The organism is Sphingopyxis sp. (genome assembly GCF_050725655.1).
In the GTDB taxonomy this organism is placed as follows: domain Bacteria; phylum Pseudomonadota; class Alphaproteobacteria; order Sphingomonadales; family Sphingomonadaceae; genus Sphingopyxis.
Window position 1 is genome coordinate 1 of sequence record NZ_JBOHHT010000102.1, and the last position, 16,220, is coordinate 16,220.

Consider the following 16,220-nt stretch of genomic DNA (forward strand, 5'->3'; position numbering starts at 1 on the left):
TAGTCAGGCCAAGCTGAGTGCCGTTGCACGGCAGCTCAACGAACGACCTCGAAAAACGCTCGACTACCAAACACCCGCCGAGCGCTTTCAGGCATGTGTTGCCGCCACACGTTGAACCCACCACCGATTGCGGACCCAAATCTATCGCGCCCGCGCGGCCTGGTGCGCGATGTCGGCCATCAGCTTGCGGAACAGCACCGCGCCCGCGGTGCCCGACGCCTTGAGCGCGCGCTCGCAGTCGAGCAACCGGCTCATCAACCGCGCGATGCGGACCGAATCCCAGATGTGGAGCTGCGCGGTCACCGCGTCGCGCTCCTTCCAGAAAATCCCGCTGGTGCGCGCCGATACCACGGTCGCCGGGTGCGCGCCGCCGTCGACTTCGGCGCGCAGGCGCGCGAGCGCCATCGCGCGGATCGCGAGCGCGCGGATGATGCGGATTTCGGCCACGCCGACCGCCGTCGCCTTGGCCAGCATTTCAGGCATTTCGCGCACCTTGCCGCCAAGTGCGACATTGATGCACTCGCTGACATCCTCCTCGTGCGTCGCGGCGCCGAGCGCGGCGATGTCGGCCGCGGTCACCTGCCGCTGCCGGTCTGGACCCGCGTCGAGGTAGAGCGCGATCTTCTCGATCTCGCGCCGCATCAGCGCCTGGTCGCCCGAGACGAGGTCGACGAGCAATTGCGCTTCGGCATTGGCAAGCCGCAGCCCCTGTTCCTGCCCCGCCCCCATCGCGATGCCGACGAGCGCACGCCGGTCGGGCTGGTAGCAGATCGCGGCGACGGCATGATCCGAGCCTTCGACCAGCTTGACGAGTTTCGACTTGGCGGTGACCGACGCGCCGGTCGCGATCACCGGGTTGATCGCGGTTTCGGCGGCGAGCAGCGCCTCGACCGCCGCAAGGCCGTCGTCGCCGCTGCCCGACAATTCGACCCTGATCACGCGCGCGGACGAGAAAAGCGACATCGATGCCGCTTCGGCGGCGAGCAGCGACGGATCCTGCGACAGCTGCGATCCCGAAAGGTCTAGCCGTTCGGCATCTTTGCCGGCAAGGCCGATCAAATGGCTCGCGACGGCTTCCATTGTCGCTTCGTCGGGGCCGGTGAGGAGGGTGAAACGAACCGCGGGGTCGAGGCGCGAGAGGCGTTCGAGTTCGTTCGGTTTGACCGTCTTCATTGCCCTGCGGGTGTCGGGGCGGGCGCAGCAGCCGGTTGTCCGCCGCCGCGGTTCGCAAAGACAGCGAGGCGCGCGACGATCTGGTCGGCGACCGCCGAGGACAGGCGTTCGAGCGCCGAGGACTCGGCGGCGATCGTCGCATATTCGCTGCCGACGACGTCGATCCCCGCGTCGGAGAACGCCGTCGCGTCGAGCAGCACTTCGCCGGTCGCCGCGTCGACGAGCTGGTAGCGCGCGCGCAACGTCCGGCGCTCGCGCGTCACCGCATCGTCGGCGCGGACGCCAAAGCCGGTGATCGAATCTTCGAGGCGGACGTCGAGACGGAGGCGCTTGCCCGCGCCCGCGCCGCCCTGCGTCGCCTGCAGCCGGTCGCGGAGCGCGTTGCGGACGAGCCAGCCGCTATGCCCCTCGATCGCCGCGACGTCGACGTCGGCGAGCACCTGCGCCACCGCCCCCTTGCTGCCGTTCGCGTACAAGGGACGCAGGCCGCAGCCGCCGATGGTCAGCGAGGCGGCCGCGAGGCAGGAGACGAGAAGCAAACGCATCAGGGAACGATATTCACCAAACGGTCGGGGACCACAATGACCTTCTTCGGCGCGGCGCCGGCGAGCAGTTCGACGATGCGCGGACGCGCGAGCGCTGCGGCTTCCACTGCATCCTTGTCGAGACCTTTGGCGAGCGTCATCGTATCGCGCAGCTTACCCGCCATCTGGATCGCGATTGTCACCTCGTCATCGACGAGCAGTGCCGGATCGGCGGCAGGCCATGCGGCGTCGGCGATCATCGCGGTCGGGCGCTGACCGGCGGGGAGCGCGGCCCATGCCTCTTCGGCGAGGTGCGGCAGCATCGGCGCGACGAGCAGGATGAGGGTGCGGCATGCCTCGGCGCGGGTGGCCGAGGGTTTCGCTTTCTCGATCTCGTTCGCGAGCGCGTGGATCTTGGCGACCGCCTTGTTGAAGCCGAGCGCTTCGACATCGGTTGCGACGCCGGCAATCGTCTGATGGAGCTTGCGTGCGAGCGCCTTGTCTTCGGCGCCGTCACCGGCATTTTCGGTGTCGCCGAAGATCCGCCACAGGCGCTGGACGAAGCGCCACGCGCCCTCGATGCCCGCCTCGCTCCACGGCAGATCGCGCTCGGGCGGGCTGTCGGAGAGCATGAACCAGCGCGCGGCGTCGGCGCCGTACTGGTCGAGGATGGCATCGGGATCGACGACATTCTTCTTCGATTTCGACATCTTGATCACGCGGCCGACCTGCAACGGGGCTTGCGGATAGTTGCCTTCAACATAAGGCTTGCCATCGTGCCACTCGACTTCGGCGGGACTGAAAAAGACCTCTCTGTCGCCGACATCCTCGTGCATAAGCATGGAATAGGTTTCGTGCGTCACCATGCCCTGCGTGAACAGGCTCGCGAAGGGCTCGGCGATGTCGATCATCCCCATCTTCTGCAAGGCACGCGTCCAGAAGCGCGCGTAGAGAAGGTGGAGGATCGCATGCTCGATGCCGCCGATATATTGGTCGACGGGCAGCCAGCGGCGGATCACCTCGGGATCGAACGGCTTGTCGCTTGGCGAACTCGCAAAGCGCAGGAAATACCAGGACGAATCGACAAAGGTGTCGAGCGTGTCGGTCTCGCGCAGCGCGGCGGCGCCGCAACTCGGGCAGGCGACATGCTTCCACGTCGGATGACGGTCGAGCGGGTTGCCGGGGGCCGAAAAATCGACATCCTCGGGCAGGATGACAGGGAGCTCGCCCTTGGGAACGGGCACGGTGCCGCACGCGTCGCAATGGATGAACGGGATCGGGGTGCCCCAATAACGCTGGCGCGACACGCCCCAGTCGCGCAGGCGCCACACGGTGGTGCCCTTGCCCCAGCCCTCATGCTCGGCGCGTGCGATCACCGCGGCCTTCGCCGCGTCGATGCTCATGCCGTCAAGGAAGTGGCTGTTCACCAGCTTGCCGGGGCCGGTGTAGGCTTCGGTTCCGGTGAAATGCTGCGCGGTCTCGTCGCCCCCCGCCTTCGCGAGGGCAGGCTCTGCGATCACGCGGTGGACCTGCAGCCCGTATTTATGTGCGAAGTCGAGGTCACGCTGGTCGTGCGCGGGGCAGCCGAAGATCGCGCCAGTGCCATAGTCCATCAACACATAGTTCACGACCCAGACGGGCAGGTGCCAGTTCGGGTCGAGCGGGTGCTCGACCGCGATGCCGGTGTCGAAGCCCATCTTCTCGGCGGTGTCGATCTGTTCGGTGGCGGTGCCCTGACGGCGGCAGTCCTCGATGAACGCCGCGAGTTCGGGCGAATCCTTCGCCAGCCGCTCGGCGAGCGGATGGTCGGGCGAGATCGCCGCGAAGCTTGCGCCATAGAGCGTGTCGGGGCGGGTGGTGAAGACGTCGAAACCGGCCGCGCCGCCGGCGAGCTTGAAGCTGAACTCCAGCCCCTGTGACTTGCCGATCCAGTTTTCCTGCATCAGGCGGACCTTGTCGGGCCAGCTTTCGAGCTTGCCCAATCCGTCGAGCAATTCCTCGGCGAAGTCGGTGATCTTCAAAAACCACTGCGACAGCTTTTTCTTTTCGACGAGCGCGCCCGAGCGCCAGCCGCGGCCGTCGATCACCTGCTCGTTCGCGAGCACGGTCATGTCGACGGGGTCCCAGTTCACATAGCTGTGCTTGCGCGTGACGAGCCCCGCGGCGAACAGGTCGAGGAACAAGGATTGTTCCTGCCCGTAATAATCGGGCTCGCACGTCGCGAGCTCGCGGCTCCAGTCGATCGCCAGCCCCAAACGTTTCAGCTGCGCGCGCATCGACGCGATATTGTCGCGCGTCCAGCCGCCGGGGTGGACCCCTTTTTCCATCGCGGCATTTTCAGCGGGCATGCCGAACGCGTCCCAGCCCATCGGGTGGAGCACGTCGTGCCCGGTCATCCGCTTGAAGCGCGCGAGCACGTCGCCCATCGCATAGTTGCGGACGTGGCCCATGTGGATGCGCCCCGAGGGATAGGGGAACATCTCGAGGATATAGGCTTTGGGCCGATCTTCGCTGTCGGTCGTGGCAAAGCTGTTCGCCGCCTCCCACGCCTTTTGCCAGCGGGCGTCGGCGGCGAGGGCGCCAAAGCGCGGTTCGCGGGTCATTCGTCGGTTACCCCGTTAGTCTGTGTGGGCGCGCGGACGCGCGCCGCGGATTAGTCCCTGATGGCCGAGCGACGCAGGTCGCGGGCGCGGGTGAGGATGATTTCCTCGAGCTTCTGTACGGTCGCCGCCTGAACCGGCGCGTCGACCCAGGAGCCACCCTGCGCCACCTGGCGCGAGGCCGCGATGCGCAGCGCGTCGGCGCGCAGATCCTGGTCGAGGATCGACACAGTGACCTTCATCCGCTCGCCCGGGTTCGCCGGGTTCGCATACCAGTCGGTGATCACGACGCCGCCGGCCGAATCGGCCTGGAGCAGCGGCATGAACGACAGCGCGTCGAGCGAGGCGCGCCACAAATAGCTGTTGACGCCAATCGTCGTCACCTGGCTGGCGGCGAGATCGGCGCGCGGCCGTTCCTTGTTCGCGCAGGCCGAAAGACCAAGCGTCGCGAGCCCGAGCAGCGCGAGCGCGGCCGGACGGCGACCGAGCGTGGCAAGGACGGAAAGCTGGGACATGCGGGTACACCTTATCTCTTGAGCCCGTCCGACCTGGAAAATCGGCCGCGCGGAACGGAATTGCCAGCGTCTCTATCGCCCTTGCCGCCGTCGGGCAAGCGCGGCAATTTCGGCCGCGCGGCCGTTCAGATTTTGGTCAGATTCGAAACTCACTGTGACGATCTCGCAACAATTTTGGCAAAAATCGGAATCGTTGCAACAATTTGACGGGATTCACTGGCAATATCGGGCCGGGAGTCCTATTTGACGAGTCGATTGGGGTTGGAGTCGCAGAGCAATGGCGCGCACATCGCGACATTTTTGGAAGGGAAGCCTCACCGCTTTGGCGGTGGTTTCGCTTGCGCTTCCGCCAGCGCTCGCCGCGATGTCGAGCAGCGACCGCATCCGCGACACCACGCTTTCGGAAACCTTGCTTGGCCAGTTCACCCCGGCATCGGGCGATGAGCGGCTGATCGCACGCTATAACAAGATGTCGGCCGAACAGCGGGGCAGCTTCAGCTTCACCCCCGCGCTCCCCGACGACGGCCGCAAGAACCGTGCGATCACCGTCGTGATTCGCGCCCGCGACGACGCGTCGAGCGCCACGCGGACGTCCGCCCTCGCCGCGGGCCGGACCGCGCCGATCGCGATCACCCCGGTCGCCTATAATCTGGGCGCCTCGGTCGGATTCGAGAAATTCGTCACGCCGACGCTGCCGCGCGGCACTGACCTTCGCAACCTGCCGGTCGCGAAGGCCCCGGAACAGGACGAAAAGAAGTCGCGCTTCGCCACGCGAATGGTCAACCGCCCAAGCGACCCAAGCGGGGCAACCGATCGCGTCACCGCTCCTGGCGAAGCGTCGGCCGTCGATGTCGTGAGCAGCTATCGCCTGACCAAGAATATCGACGTCACCGCGGGCGTTCGGTACAAGAGCGACGACCGTATCGAACCGCTGACCGATACGCGCCGCGACAGCCAGGCGGTCTATGTCGGAACCGCGTTCCGCTTCTAAGCTACGTTGAGATTTGGCCCGGAGCGGCCTGCAAATGTCACTTTTCCAAGCTTCCGGTGCTCACGCACAAAAGTGCGTTGCGCTCCGGGCCTTGCAAAAGCAACATTTTCGACTCACCCCGAACCAAATCTCAACGCAGCTTCGCCCGACGTGCCGCTGCTTTTTCCGACCAGAAATCGACTGCGGCCCAGCCAACGCCCATCCTGCTTGCACGATTAAGTTCGCGCGCCCGCGCCGGGGTCATCCCGCCCAGCGCGATCGGCTGTGCGCCCGATAGCCGCGCGAGCCGCAGCCACGCCGCCCGCCCGAGCACCGGGGCGCCGGGGTGCGACCGCGTCGGGTGGAGCGGCGAGATGAAGACGCTGTCGGCTCCAGCTCTGCGCGCGCGGCGCGCTTCGTGCGCGTCGTGGACGGGCATGGTGAGCAGCAGGCCGAGCCGATGCGCCTGCTCCGCATGCTTTGCGTCGCGCTGGCGAAGGTGGACGCCGTCGGCGCCCCAGCGCCGCGCCGTGGCGGGCGGTCCCGCGAGCAGCACGGTCAATCCCCGCACGCGCGCGGTGCGCATCAGCCGCCGCAGCACGCGCCAGCGCGCGCCCGGCGCCAGGCTGTCGTGGCGGAGGACGATACCGCTACCGGGCGGAAGCAGCGCCGCGAGTTCGGCGATGCCCGCTTTGAGCCGCTCGTCGCTGAACAGCCATGCGTTCGGCAATTCGGAGGGCAGGGGGTGGCGCGGGCGCATCGCCCTTTCTATAGGCGCGTCGCGAGCGCGCGCAACGCGCGGGATGGAACCGAGACGATGAGCGAAGCAGCAGACCGGCTGGCCGAGGTAAATGCGAATATCGCGGGCGCGGCAAAGCGCACGCAGCGGCGGGCCGACGAGATCTGCCTGATCGCGGTGTCGAAAACCCACGACACGCAGGCAATCCGCCCGTTGATCGCCGCGGGCCAGCGCCACTTCGGCGAGAACCGCGTGCAGGAAGCCGCGGCGAAATGGCCCGAACTGCGCGCCGACACCCCCGACATCATGCTCCACCTGATCGGCCAACTGCAATCGAACAAGGCCGAGGAAGCGGTGGCGCTGTTCGATGCGATCCACTCGCTCGACCGCAGCTCGCTTGTGCAGGCGATCGCGAAGGCTTGTCAAAAGGCGGGCAAGCAGCCGCAGTTGTTCGTCCAGGTCAATATCGGCGACGAGGAGCAAAAGGGCGGCTGCGCGGTCGCCGACCTGCCCGTGCTGCTGGCCGAAGCGAAGAACGCCGGGCTGACGATCGACGGGCTGATGGCGATCCCCCCCGCCGAGATCGAGCCCGCCCCCTTTTTCGCGCTGCTCGACGAGCTTGCCGAGCGTCTCGGCTTGCCGCTGCGGTCGATGGGAATGAGCGGCGATTATGAGACCGCGGTGATGCTCGGCGCGACGCATGTGCGCGTCGGGACGGCGCTGTTCGGGTCGCGAAGCTGAACCAGTGAATGCGAACTTCGATGCTGCGATGTTGCCACGGCGCTTATGGCACTTTAGCTTGTCTTCCATGAAGTCCGCACCGTGTACCACCTGCATGGGGTTCCCGCGCCACTGACGCGAGAGAACCGCGAAGGCGCGCCGCCCCGGCCGCGTCTTTCGATGAATATCGTCTTCATCCTTCGTTGGCCGACAGGCCATCGACACCGCAGGTGTTCACAATGGAAAATTTTTTCGAAAGCCCCTTCAAGGGGATAACGCTCGACAAACACGTTACCCAGCCGAATATTCAGGTCGGTCGCTTCAGCTATTATTCGGGCTATTATCACGGGCACAGCTTCGACGACTGCGCCCGCTTCATCCTTCCCGACGAAAATGGGGACAAGCTGATCATTGGCAGCTTCTGTTCGATCGGATCGGGCGCCGCTTTCATCATGGCGGGCAATCAGGGCCACCGGAACGACTGGATCAGCACCTTTCCTTTTTTCTGGATGCCCGATGTTTCGGCATTCGGCGGTGCCCGGAACGGCTTTCTCCCGGCAGGCGATACCGTGATCGGTCACGATGTCTGGATCGGTTCGGAAGCCATCGTCATGCCGGGCATCCGGATCGGCGAAGGCGCCGTCATTGGCACACGGGCGGTCGTGACCCGCGACGTCGACCCCTATACGATCGTCGGCGGGAATCCCGCAGCCCCGATCCGCAAGCGCTTCGCCGATGGCGACATCGCGGCGTTGCTAGAGATGCAATGGTGGCATTGGCCCGATGAACGACTGCGCGAGGCGATGCCGCACTTGTGCAGCGGCGATATCGCCGGCCTGCGCGATTTGTGGCGCGGCTGGCAATCGCATTAATCCGGGGGTGGGAGGCGACGGTTCGCTTTCCACCTCGCCCTATTGATATTCGACCGTCACCGGAACCCGCCCGCGATAGTCGCCGTCGTCGAGCCCGGCGATCTGCAGCCGGCCGCCGAAGCGGAATGTCAGGCGGCCGTCGGCACCGAGACGCGGCGCGGCCGAAAGGTCGGTGACGAGGCCGGTGACACGCGCGGTGCGGCCATGGCCGCTTTCGAGATCGACGCTTGCGGGAAGGATGACGCGGACTTCGGCCCCCGGTTCGCCGCGCACGGTGACGGTGCCGGTCAGCGCGAAGCCGCCAAGGTCGATGACATCGCCGCGCACGCGGCGAACGCCCGAGGTGGGGTCGAGTTCGACCTCGCCCCCCATCGCGCCGACCGCGACGCGGCCCATGTCGAGCCGCGTTTCGACATCGATGCGCAGCGGCACCTCGACCTTGCGCGCCGTGGTGCCCGCCGCCTTGTCCTGTGCGCAGAGCATGCACTGCGCACCCGCGGAAGGCGCAGTGCCGAAAGCCAGCGCAAAGCCAAGGAAAAGACGCAATTTCACACCCATCAAGATAGACCCGACATGGTTAAGCCACGGTAAAGCGAAGGCGGCGCTAATCGCTGGCCAGTTTCCCGCTTTTCGGCCACATGTGCGCGATGACCAAACCCCCGCCGTCCCCCCGGCTGAACGCCCTCGCCACCGCGGTGCCGGGGCATGATATCCATCAATCCTTCATCGACTGGGCGACGCCGCGGCTGACCGACGACCGCGTGCGCGCAATCTTTGCGCGGATGACCGCGCGGTCGGGGATCGAGCATCGCTGGTCGGTGCTGCCACCGACGCCGGCGGGCGGCTCGCCGGTCGCGGCTGGCGGATTTTACGATGTCCCCGGCCTGCCGCCGACATCGGCGCGGATGGCGGCCTATGCGCAGCATGCGCCCGAGCTTGCGATGCAAGCAATTGCCGGGCTCGGCGACGCGCTCGCCCCCGCGCGCATCACGCATATCGTCGTAGCGAGCTGCACCGGCTTTGTCGCACCCGGGATCGACCAGATCCTTGCGCGGCGGCTGGGACTGGCACCGACCGTCGAGCGCGTGCTGATCGGCTTCATGGGCTGTTACGCCGGGGTCACCGCGCTGCGCACCGCACGCCATATCGTGCGCTCCGAACCCGACGCGGTGGTATTGGTGGTCAGCGTCGAGCTGTCGACGCTGCACCTCAGCCTCGCCGACGAACCCGAGCCCTTGCTCGCGATGCTGCAGTTCAGCGACGGCGCGGCGGCGGGAATCGTGTCGGCGGCGCCGCACGGGCTCGCACTCGGCGAAGGGCGCAGCCTCGCACTCGACGATAGCGACGAGCTGATCCGCTGGGACATCGGCGACAAGGGGTTCGAGATGACCTTGTCGGGCGAGGTCCCGGGGCGGCTGCGCGAAGCGCTCGCCGACGCCGATGTCCAGCGCGAGCTGTTCGGCGATGCCGGCGCGCCGCCGCTGCTCGCGGTCCACGCCGGCGGCCGCTCGGTGCTCGATGCGGTCGAACATGCGCTGGAGGTCGCACCGGAGGCGCTCGCCGACAGCCGCGCTGTGCTCGCGCGATTCGGCAATATGTCGTCGGCGACGATCCTGTTCGTGCTCGCCGACATGATGGCGCGCGGCGTGGCGGGCGAGGGGGTCGCGATCGCCTTTGGCCCGGGGCTCGCCGCCGAAGCGATCCGCTTCACCGCGTCATGAACCCCTTCACCAGCCTTCGTGTCCCGATCGAGCGCGAAGAGGAGATGGACGCCGCCGAGCTGCCGCCCGAACGCTACGCGCGCGTGCTCGCCGACCTGTCGCGCGTCAATGGGCTGACGATGGCGCCGCGGCCGACGCTGGGCTTTCTCGACCGAGTGCGGGCGCAGGGTATCGGCGACCGGCCGTGGCGCATTCTCGATGTCGGCTTCGGCGCGGGCGACATGCTCGCGCGGATCGCGCGCTGGGGCGAGAAACGCGGGGTCGCGCTCGACCTGGTCGGCGTCGACCTCAATCGCAAGAGCGAAGCCGTGGCGGCGATGCGGCTTGGCGCGCGCGCGCGGCTGATCACCGGCGATTATCGCGCGCTCGCGGGGCAGGGATGGGACATCATCCTGTCCAGCCTCGTCACCCATCATATGACGCCGGGGCAGCGCACCGAATTCCTCAGCTTCATGGAAGGCGAAGCGACGCGCGGCTGGCTGATCAACGACCTTCACCGCCAGCGCCTGCCTTTTGCGGGCTATCCGCTAATCGCGACGCTGGCCTTCGTTGATCCGATCGTCCGTCGCGATGGACAGCTATCGGTCGGGCGCAGTTTTCGCCGCGCCGAATGGCAGGCGATGCTGGCCGAGGCGCTGCCCGGCGCGGCGAACGAATGCCGCATCTTCCGCAGCTTTCCTTATCGGCTCTGCGTCGAGCGCCTCCGGTGAGTGACGCGATCATCGTCGGCGCCGGACCCGCCGGGTCGGCGGCGGCGATCGGGCTGGCGGGGGCGGGCGCAAAGATATTGCTGCTCGAACGCGCGCGCGAAACGGGCGATGCGCTGTGCGGCGGTTTCCTGAGCTGGCAGACATTGAAGCGGCTCGATGCACTCGGGATCGATCGCGCGGCGCTCGGCGGGCAGACGATCCGCCGCGTGCGCCTGTTCGCGGGCCAGCGGCACAGCGAGACAGCGCTGCCCGGCGAGGCGATGGGCGTGTCGCGCCACCGGCTCGACGGCGCCTTGCAAGCGGCGGCGATTGCGGCGGGCGCGGGCCTCGAACGCGGCGTCCATGCAACGGCGCTCGAAGGCGGCGGCGTGCAGACGCGCGACGGTGCAACGCTGACCGCGCCGTCGATCTTCCTCGCCGCGGGCAAGCATGGTTTTCGCGGTTTCGCTCGCGAGCCTGCCGAATGGCAGCGCGCCGATCCTGCAATGGGGCTTCGCCTGCGGCTTCCGACGCATCCCACGCTCGACCGGCTGATCGGCGACGCGGTCGAGCTGCACCTCTTCGATCGCGGTTATGCCGGGCTGGTGCGGCAAGAGGATGGCAGCGGCAATCTCTGCCTTGCGGTCCACAAATCGCGGCTCGACGAAGCGGGCGGCGATCCGGCGGCGCTGCTGCACACGCTGGGGGCCGCGATGCCGCATCTTGGCGAGCGACTGGCCCATGCCGACTTTTCGTTCGGGGTCGATGCCATAGGGCATGTCCCTTATGGCTGGCGCACGCGCGATACCGCGCCGGGCCTGTTCCGGCTGGGCGATCAGGCGGGCGTAATCCCGAGCCTCGCTGGAGAGGGCATGGGAGTGGCACTCGCGAGCGCCTATGCCGCGGTGACGGCGTGGCGTCACGGTGGCGGCGCAGCGGCGCCCGCCTTTCAGGAACGTCTAGCCGCGCGGATGACGCGTCCCTTCGCGCTTGCGAACCTCGTATGGCGGATGGGCGAGAATCCGGGCAGCGCCGGATTTATGACCGGCGCGGCGTCACTTTTTCCGTCTTTGGTACGAATGATATCGCAGGCGACGCGGATCGACCCACGCTGACTGCAACCCCTTGCAGTCACGCAGCGCCGCGCCGATATTATGATCAACAGCGATGGTCCCAAAAAAGGCCCGTCCGAAGGAGATTCTCCATGACCGATCCGAAAACCAAAAAAACACTCGACCCGATGGCGCACCATGTGCTGCGCGAAGGCGGTACGGAGCGCGCCTTCACCGGCAAATATACCGACCACAAGGGCGACGGCGTGTATCGCTGCGCCGACTGCGGCGAACCTTTGTTCGACAGCCGCACCAAGTTCGACAGCGGGTCGGGCTGGCCGAGCTACACCGCGCCGGCAGAGGGCGGCGCAGTCAAGGAACTGACTGACACCAGCCACGGCATGGTCCGCACCGAAGTGCGCTGCGCCAAGTGCGAAGGCCATCTCGGCCATGTCTTCCCCGATGGCCCCGGACCGACGGGGCTGCGCTATTGCATCAACAGCGCGGCGCTTGACTTCGCGGGTCGCGGGCAGGATGAGGCGTCAACCGGCAAGGATTGAGACCGCCTTCCCGGACTGACGCATCAGGGGCGCAGTGAGGGAAGGAACACCGGCTTTGCGCCGTGAAAGACAGCAGGCTTCGTCGAATAAATCGTCATCGTCCAGCAAGCGCAGCGGCACGCCCGGTGGCGAGCCGCTGCGTTGGCGCGTCTGGTTTCGTCGCATTTTTCGCTGGGGCCTCGGTCTCGCGGTCGTCGGGCTCGTCGCACTTGGCGTCGCGGTCGGCATCGCGGTGCAGCGCATGCCGAGCTTCGAGGAACTCAAGAAATCGCCCGCCGGGCAGACGATCCGCGTCCGCGCCGCCGACGGCACCGTCTTCCTGTCACTCGGGCCGAATTACGGCCGCTGGCTGACGTTGCGCGAAACGCCGCAGGTGATGCAGGACGCGATGGTTGCGGTCGAGGACCGGCGCTTTCGTTACCACCCCGGGCTCGATCCCGTGGGCATGTTGCGTGCGGCGGCGGTTGCGGTCCAGAACCGTGGCAGCGGCCGGCGCCTGCAGGGCGCATCAACGATCACCCAGCAGCTCGCGCGCAATATCTTCCTGTCGAACAGCTATGACTTCAAGCGCAAGGCGCGCGAAATGATCCTCGCGATGGCGCTCGAATGGAAATTCTCGAAGGACCAGATTCTTGAGCTCTATCTGAACAAGGTGTATTTCGGCGGCGGCAGCTATGGCATCGACGCCGCGTCGAACAGCTTTTTCGGCCATAGCGCGACCGAAATGTCGCTGTCCGAGGCGGCCGTCGTCGCCGGCCTCGTCAAGGCGCCGTCGCGTTATTCCCCGACCGCCGACGCGCAGGCGGCGCTTGGCCGTGCCGGGGTGGTGCTCGACGTGATGGTCGATGCCGGCGTCATTACGCGCGCGCAGGCCGACAGCGCCGAGCCCGCCAATGTGCAGCTCGCCAAGGAAACCGGACAGAATAGCGCGCGCTATTTCAGCGACTGGGCGCTGCCACAACTCGACATGCTGATCGACGAGGGCAGCGAGGCGCTCGACGTCTACACCACCATCGATCTGGGCATGCAGCGCGCGGCGACCGCGTCGATCCAGGCGAACACGCCGGGCGGCGTGCAGGGCGCACTCGTGTCGCTCGACCGCGACGGCGCGGTGCGCGCGATGGTCGGCGGCAAGGATTATGTGTCGTCGAACTACAACCGCGCGACGCAGGCGCTGCGTCAGCCGGGATCGGCGTGGAAGCTGTTCGTCTATATGGCGGCGCTTGAGGCGGGCTATAAGGTCAGCGACCAGGTCGTCGACGAGCCGGTGACGATCAACGGCTGGTCGCCGCGCAACTCGTCGGGGCGCTTTTCGGGCACGATGGATTTGCGCAGCGCCTTCGCCTATTCGGTCAATACGGTCGCGGCAAAGCTTGGCGACGAGGTCGGCTTTTCAGCGGTTGCCAACATGGCGCGCCGCTTCGGCATCACGACGCCGGTCAACACGCACCCGTCGATGGTGCTCGGCAGCGCCGAAGTGCGCGTGATCGATATGACCTCCGCCTTTGCCGCGGTGTCGCGCGGCGGCGTGTCGGTGCAGCCCTATGGCATCACCAAGGTGACGACGGCGAGCGGCGACCTCCTTTATCAGCGCCCCGCCGAGCGCGGGACCACGCTGGTCGACCATTGGGTCGCGGCGGGCATCACCGACCTGCTGCAAACCGCGGTCAACACCGGCACGGGCAAGGCGGCGCAGATCGGCCGCCCCGTCGCGGGCAAGACCGGGACGACGTCGAGCAACAAGGACGGCTGGTTCCTCGGTTTTTCGAGCGGGATCACGACCGGCGTGTGGATGGGCCGCGACGACGCGAAGGCGGTGGGCGGGCTGCAGGGCGGCCGCGCGCCGGCGAAAGCCTTTGCCGATTATATGCGCGTCGCGGTCGCGCGGCGCCCGGTCGAACAGTTCGACACCGAAGTCGTGCTGCCCGAATGGCAGCTCGAGGACGAGAGTGATGCCTATATGGGCGAGCCCGGCGAAGGCGGGCTGGTCGACGAGAATGGCATGCCGATCGAGCTGCCCTATGACAGCCGCCCGCCCGAAGGAGCGGACCCGGCACCGCCGCCGACCGAAGATGGACCAGTGCTCGACCAGCAATGGATCGAGGAGCAGACCGGACGGCGGCCGCCCGCCGACAACGGCGCGGCGCCGAAGAATGGCGGTCAGCCCAAGATCGTGACGGTGCCGAAAACCGCACCGCCGGTCGTCAGACCGCCGCAACAGCGACCGCCTTCCGATACCGCTAACGATTAGTCAGGCCGCGAAGCGGTAGCGGTGGAGCGAGCGCCCTTCGCGGCGCAGCCAACCGCGCGCCACAGCGACATCGCCATCGTGCAGCTCGTCGACCAGCGCGTGAAAGGCGGGGCCATGGTCCATATGCCGAAGGTGCGCGACCTCGTGCGCGACCGTGGCGCGGCGAACATGATCGGGCGCCATCACGAGCCGCCAGCTGTAGCGGAGGTCGCCGTCGTGCGTGCAGCTGCCCCAACGGCTGCGCGGATCGCCGACCCCGACGCGGCCGACCGACAGGCCCGCGACGGCCGCGATTTCGCGGCTTTCGCGCTCCATCAGATCCAGCGCCTGCCCTTTCAGCCAGCGTTCCATGCGCCGACCGACGGTTTCGAGCGGGCCGCCGACGTGCAGGCTATCGCCGCCGAGGCGGATCGCGCGCGGCGCGGTCGCGGTCCAGTCGATATGACGCTCGACACCGAGAAAGGGCAGCGCGGCGCCGGGACCGACGATGACCGGCAGCGCCGCCTTGCCGGCCTGTTCGACCAGCCACGCCTGCTGTTCGCTGGCCCATTTCAATGCCGCGCGCTCGTTGGTGCGGCGCGGAACGGTCAGCCGCAATTCGCCGCGCGCGCCGTCGAAAACGAGGCGGTAGCGGCGCGACTGGGCGTGCCGCACGACGCGCACGGGCCAAGCCTCGTCGCCGACCCAGATGTGCGGCCCCTCGGCCGCAGGGTCAAACGACGCGTTCGACAAGATGATTCTCGAGAGGCCCGGCCATGCCCTCACCGACCGTCCAGCCGACGATCGACTCGCCCGCGCGGTGCACCGCATCGCGGTCGCCGCAGACGAGATAATGCCAATCGGGCAGCGGTTCCCCCTCAGCGCGCAGGCGATAGGCGCAGGTCTGCGGCAGCCATTCGATGTCGGCGACTTGTCCCTTGGTCAGCGTCAGGCAATCGGGAACGTGGCGGCGGCGATGCTTGTAATCACCGCAGCGCGCGGTTTTGAGGTCGATCAGACGGCAGGCGACATTGGTCGGATAGATGCGGCCCGTATCCTCATCCTCAAGCTTGTGCAGACAGCATTTGCCGCAGCCGTCGCACAGCGCTTCCCATTGCCCCGCGTCGAGAGTGGCAAGCGGCGCTTCCCAGAAGGGGCGCCCGCCAGCCGTCACTTGACCCACTTCGCCAGCTCGGCGGCGACCGCATCGGGCGCGCCCTCGTCGATGTCGGACGATGGATCGTCGAGCGGCAGCAGCGCGACCGGCTTGCCGTCGGGATCCATCAGGAAAGCGAGCTGGCTGTGCGCCATCAGATAGCGGTCGGGCGCCGAACCCTCGACCTTGTTGTACGTCACGACATAGGCTTTCGCGACCGCCGCAATCTGTTCGGGGGTGCCGGTGAGGCCGAGGAGACGCGGATGATAGCGCGCGACGAAGGGTTTCAGCGCAGCGGGCGTGTCGCGCGCCGGATCGATGGTGATGAAGAGCGGCGCGACCTTGGCGCCGCGCGCCGCGTCGGCCTTTTCGAACTGCGACAGGCCGCGCATCAGTTTTTGCAGGTCGACCGGGCAGATGTCGGGGCAGAAGCTGTAGCCGAAATAGACGAGGCGATATTTGCCCGCGAAATCGCTGTCGCGGACGGTCTTGCCATTCTGGTCGGTGAGCGTGAAGGCCCCCCCTATGCGCGCCCCTTCGAGCGGCGGTTTCGCGGGCGGCGCATCGCCGCCGCCGCTGCAACCCGCGAGCGCGGCGCCAAAAGCAATCATCAGGCTTGCGCGGACGAACCTTTGTCCCATATTTGCGATATTCATCATTTGGCCAGCCTTGATCGGCTAGCCGCCGAAAATCAACCAT

General features: G+C 67.1%; 17 protein-coding genes and 1 pseudogene. 9 read left to right on the top strand and 9 right to left on the bottom strand.

The window, feature by feature from the left end; translation table 11 throughout:
• Nucleotides 1–115: pseudogene (locus ACREBX_RS15565) on the top strand (IS30 family transposase); the annotation flags it as partial.
• Between the two features lie 26 nt (nucleotides 116–141).
• Here the strand turns inward: ACREBX_RS15565 and holA are convergent.
• Genes holA through ACREBX_RS15585 form a run of 4 tightly spaced genes read right to left on the bottom strand, consistent with a single transcriptional unit; the run spans nucleotide 142 to nucleotide 4,812 of the window.
• Entirely contained in the window at nucleotides 142–1,173 is a 1,032-nt protein-coding gene (gene holA, locus ACREBX_RS15570) for a DNA polymerase III subunit delta (RefSeq protein ID WP_431562648.1), read from the bottom strand.
• Complete coding sequence (gene lptE, locus ACREBX_RS15575) at nucleotides 1,170–1,718, bottom strand: LPS assembly lipoprotein LptE (protein WP_431562649.1); 549 nt, start codon at nucleotides 1,716–1,718, stop codon at nucleotides 1,170–1,172. Before lptE ends, holA begins: the two co-directional genes overlap by 4 nt.
• Complete coding sequence (leuS, locus tag ACREBX_RS15580) at nucleotides 1,718–4,300, bottom strand: leucine--tRNA ligase (RefSeq protein ID WP_431562650.1); 2,583 nt, start codon at nucleotides 4,298–4,300, stop codon at nucleotides 1,718–1,720. Before leuS ends, lptE begins: the two co-directional genes overlap by 1 nt.
• A 50-nt stretch (nucleotides 4,301–4,350) precedes the next feature.
• Nucleotides 4,351–4,812, bottom strand: a complete 462-nt coding sequence (locus tag ACREBX_RS15585; protein WP_248456649.1) for a DUF3576 domain-containing protein — start codon at nucleotides 4,810–4,812, stop codon at nucleotides 4,351–4,353.
• Between the two features lie 328 nt (nucleotides 4,813–5,140).
• On the opposite strand from ACREBX_RS15585, the gene ACREBX_RS15590 reads away from it, so the two are divergent.
• Nucleotides 5,141–5,803 (top strand): hypothetical protein, encoded by a 663-nt coding sequence (locus tag ACREBX_RS15590; protein ID WP_431562681.1) that lies wholly within the window; start codon nucleotides 5,141–5,143, stop codon nucleotides 5,801–5,803.
• A 130-nt stretch (nucleotides 5,804–5,933) separates the two neighbouring features.
• Here the strand turns inward: ACREBX_RS15590 and ACREBX_RS15595 are convergent, their stop codons facing one another.
• Nucleotides 5,934–6,542 carry a thiamine phosphate synthase gene (locus ACREBX_RS15595; protein ID WP_431562651.1) on the bottom strand — a complete coding sequence of 203 codons (609 nt, stop codon included), beginning with the start codon at nucleotides 6,540–6,542 and terminating at the stop codon, nucleotides 5,934–5,936.
• A gap of 57 nt (nucleotides 6,543–6,599) precedes the next feature.
• Here ACREBX_RS15595 and ACREBX_RS15600 point away from each other — a divergent pair, with 57 nt between their 5' ends.
• The gene (locus ACREBX_RS15600) at nucleotides 6,600–7,262 is read left to right on the top strand and encodes a YggS family pyridoxal phosphate-dependent enzyme (RefSeq protein WP_431562652.1); all 663 of its coding nucleotides are present in this window, start codon (nucleotides 6,600–6,602) and stop codon (nucleotides 7,260–7,262) included.
• Nucleotides 7,263–7,480: 218 nt separating this feature from the next.
• Nucleotides 7,481–8,113 (top strand): type B chloramphenicol O-acetyltransferase, encoded by a 633-nt coding sequence (catB, locus tag ACREBX_RS15605; RefSeq protein ID WP_431562653.1) that lies wholly within the window; start codon nucleotides 7,481–7,483, stop codon nucleotides 8,111–8,113.
• 39 nt (nucleotides 8,114–8,152) lie between these two features.
• Here catB and ACREBX_RS15610 read toward each other — a convergent pair whose 3' ends face one another.
• Nucleotides 8,153–8,665, bottom strand: coding sequence for a DUF4402 domain-containing protein (locus tag ACREBX_RS15610; RefSeq protein ID WP_431562682.1), 513 nt, complete (start codon nucleotides 8,663–8,665; stop codon nucleotides 8,153–8,155).
• An 86-nt stretch (nucleotides 8,666–8,751) separates the two neighbouring features.
• Between ACREBX_RS15610 and ACREBX_RS15615 the strand changes: the two genes are divergently transcribed.
• The 5 genes from ACREBX_RS15615 to ACREBX_RS15635 all read left to right on the top strand — a co-directional run bounded on the left by ACREBX_RS15615 (nucleotide 8,752) and on the right by ACREBX_RS15635 (nucleotide 14,386).
• A complete protein-coding gene (locus ACREBX_RS15615; protein WP_431562654.1) occupies nucleotides 8,752–9,834 on the top strand; it encodes a type III polyketide synthase in 1,083 nt (360 codons plus the stop codon).
• Entirely contained in the window at nucleotides 9,831–10,544 is a 714-nt protein-coding gene (locus ACREBX_RS15620) for a methyltransferase domain-containing protein (RefSeq protein WP_431562655.1), read from the top strand. The genes ACREBX_RS15615 and ACREBX_RS15620 overlap by 4 nt, the downstream gene beginning before the upstream one ends.
• Nucleotides 10,541–11,638: an NAD(P)/FAD-dependent oxidoreductase gene (locus ACREBX_RS15625; protein ID WP_431562656.1), complete on the top strand. Its 1,098-nt coding sequence runs from the start codon at nucleotides 10,541–10,543 to the stop codon at nucleotides 11,636–11,638. Before ACREBX_RS15620 ends, ACREBX_RS15625 begins: the two co-directional genes overlap by 4 nt.
• An 89-nt stretch (nucleotides 11,639–11,727) precedes the next feature.
• Entirely contained in the window at nucleotides 11,728–12,135 is a 408-nt protein-coding gene (msrB, locus tag ACREBX_RS15630; RefSeq protein WP_431562657.1) for a peptide-methionine (R)-S-oxide reductase MsrB, read from the top strand.
• A 55-nt stretch (nucleotides 12,136–12,190) separates the two neighbouring features.
• Complete coding sequence (locus tag ACREBX_RS15635; protein WP_431562658.1) at nucleotides 12,191–14,386, top strand: PBP1A family penicillin-binding protein; 2,196 nt, start codon at nucleotides 12,191–12,193, stop codon at nucleotides 14,384–14,386.
• Here ACREBX_RS15635 and ACREBX_RS15640 read toward each other — a convergent pair whose 3' ends face one another.
• Genes ACREBX_RS15640 through ACREBX_RS15650 form a run of 3 tightly spaced genes read right to left on the bottom strand, consistent with a single transcriptional unit; the run spans nucleotide 14,387 to nucleotide 16,180 of the window.
• Nucleotides 14,387–15,118 carry a M48 family metallopeptidase gene (locus ACREBX_RS15640; RefSeq protein WP_431562659.1) on the bottom strand — a complete coding sequence of 244 codons (732 nt, stop codon included), beginning with the start codon at nucleotides 15,116–15,118 and terminating at the stop codon, nucleotides 14,387–14,389.
• On the bottom strand, nucleotides 15,099–15,539 hold the full coding sequence (locus tag ACREBX_RS15645; RefSeq protein ID WP_431562660.1) for a YcgN family cysteine cluster protein: 441 nt from the start codon (nucleotides 15,537–15,539) through the stop codon (nucleotides 15,099–15,101). Before ACREBX_RS15645 ends, ACREBX_RS15640 begins: the two co-directional genes overlap by 20 nt.
• Nucleotides 15,536–16,180, bottom strand: coding sequence for an SCO family protein (locus ACREBX_RS15650; RefSeq protein WP_431562661.1), 645 nt, complete (start codon nucleotides 16,178–16,180; stop codon nucleotides 15,536–15,538). The genes ACREBX_RS15645 and ACREBX_RS15650 overlap by 4 nt, the downstream gene beginning before the upstream one ends.
• Nucleotides 16,181–16,220 lie beyond the last annotated feature (40 nt).

Excerpts from the sequence above, each read along its gene's own strand:
- catB (WP_431562653.1), top strand. The coding sequence starts at position 7,481 with ATGGAAAATTTTTTCGAAAGCCCCTTCAAGGGGATAACGCTCGACAAA.
- holA (WP_431562648.1), bottom strand. The coding sequence starts at position 1,173 with ATGAAGACGGTCAAACCGAACGAACTCGAACGCCTCTCGCGCCTCGAC.
- ACREBX_RS15620 (WP_431562655.1), top strand. The coding sequence starts at position 9,831 with ATGAACCCCTTCACCAGCCTTCGTGTCCCGATCGAGCGCGAAGAGGAG.
- ACREBX_RS15585 (WP_248456649.1), bottom strand. The coding sequence starts at position 4,812 with ATGTCCCAGCTTTCCGTCCTTGCCACGCTCGGTCGCCGTCCGGCCGCG.
- ACREBX_RS15650 (WP_431562661.1), bottom strand. The coding sequence starts at position 16,180 with ATGATGAATATCGCAAATATGGGACAAAGGTTCGTCCGCGCAAGCCTG.
- ACREBX_RS15600 (WP_431562652.1), top strand. The coding sequence starts at position 6,600 with ATGAGCGAAGCAGCAGACCGGCTGGCCGAGGTAAATGCGAATATCGCG.
- leuS (WP_431562650.1), bottom strand. The coding sequence starts at position 4,300 with ATGACCCGCGAACCGCGCTTTGGCGCCCTCGCCGCCGACGCCCGCTGG.
- lptE (WP_431562649.1), bottom strand. The coding sequence starts at position 1,718 with ATGCGTTTGCTTCTCGTCTCCTGCCTCGCGGCCGCCTCGCTGACCATC.
- ACREBX_RS15595 (WP_431562651.1), bottom strand. The coding sequence starts at position 6,542 with ATGCGCCCGCGCCACCCCCTGCCCTCCGAATTGCCGAACGCATGGCTG.
- msrB (WP_431562657.1), top strand. The coding sequence starts at position 11,728 with ATGACCGATCCGAAAACCAAAAAAACACTCGACCCGATGGCGCACCAT.
- ACREBX_RS15615 (WP_431562654.1), top strand. The coding sequence starts at position 8,752 with ATGTGCGCGATGACCAAACCCCCGCCGTCCCCCCGGCTGAACGCCCTC.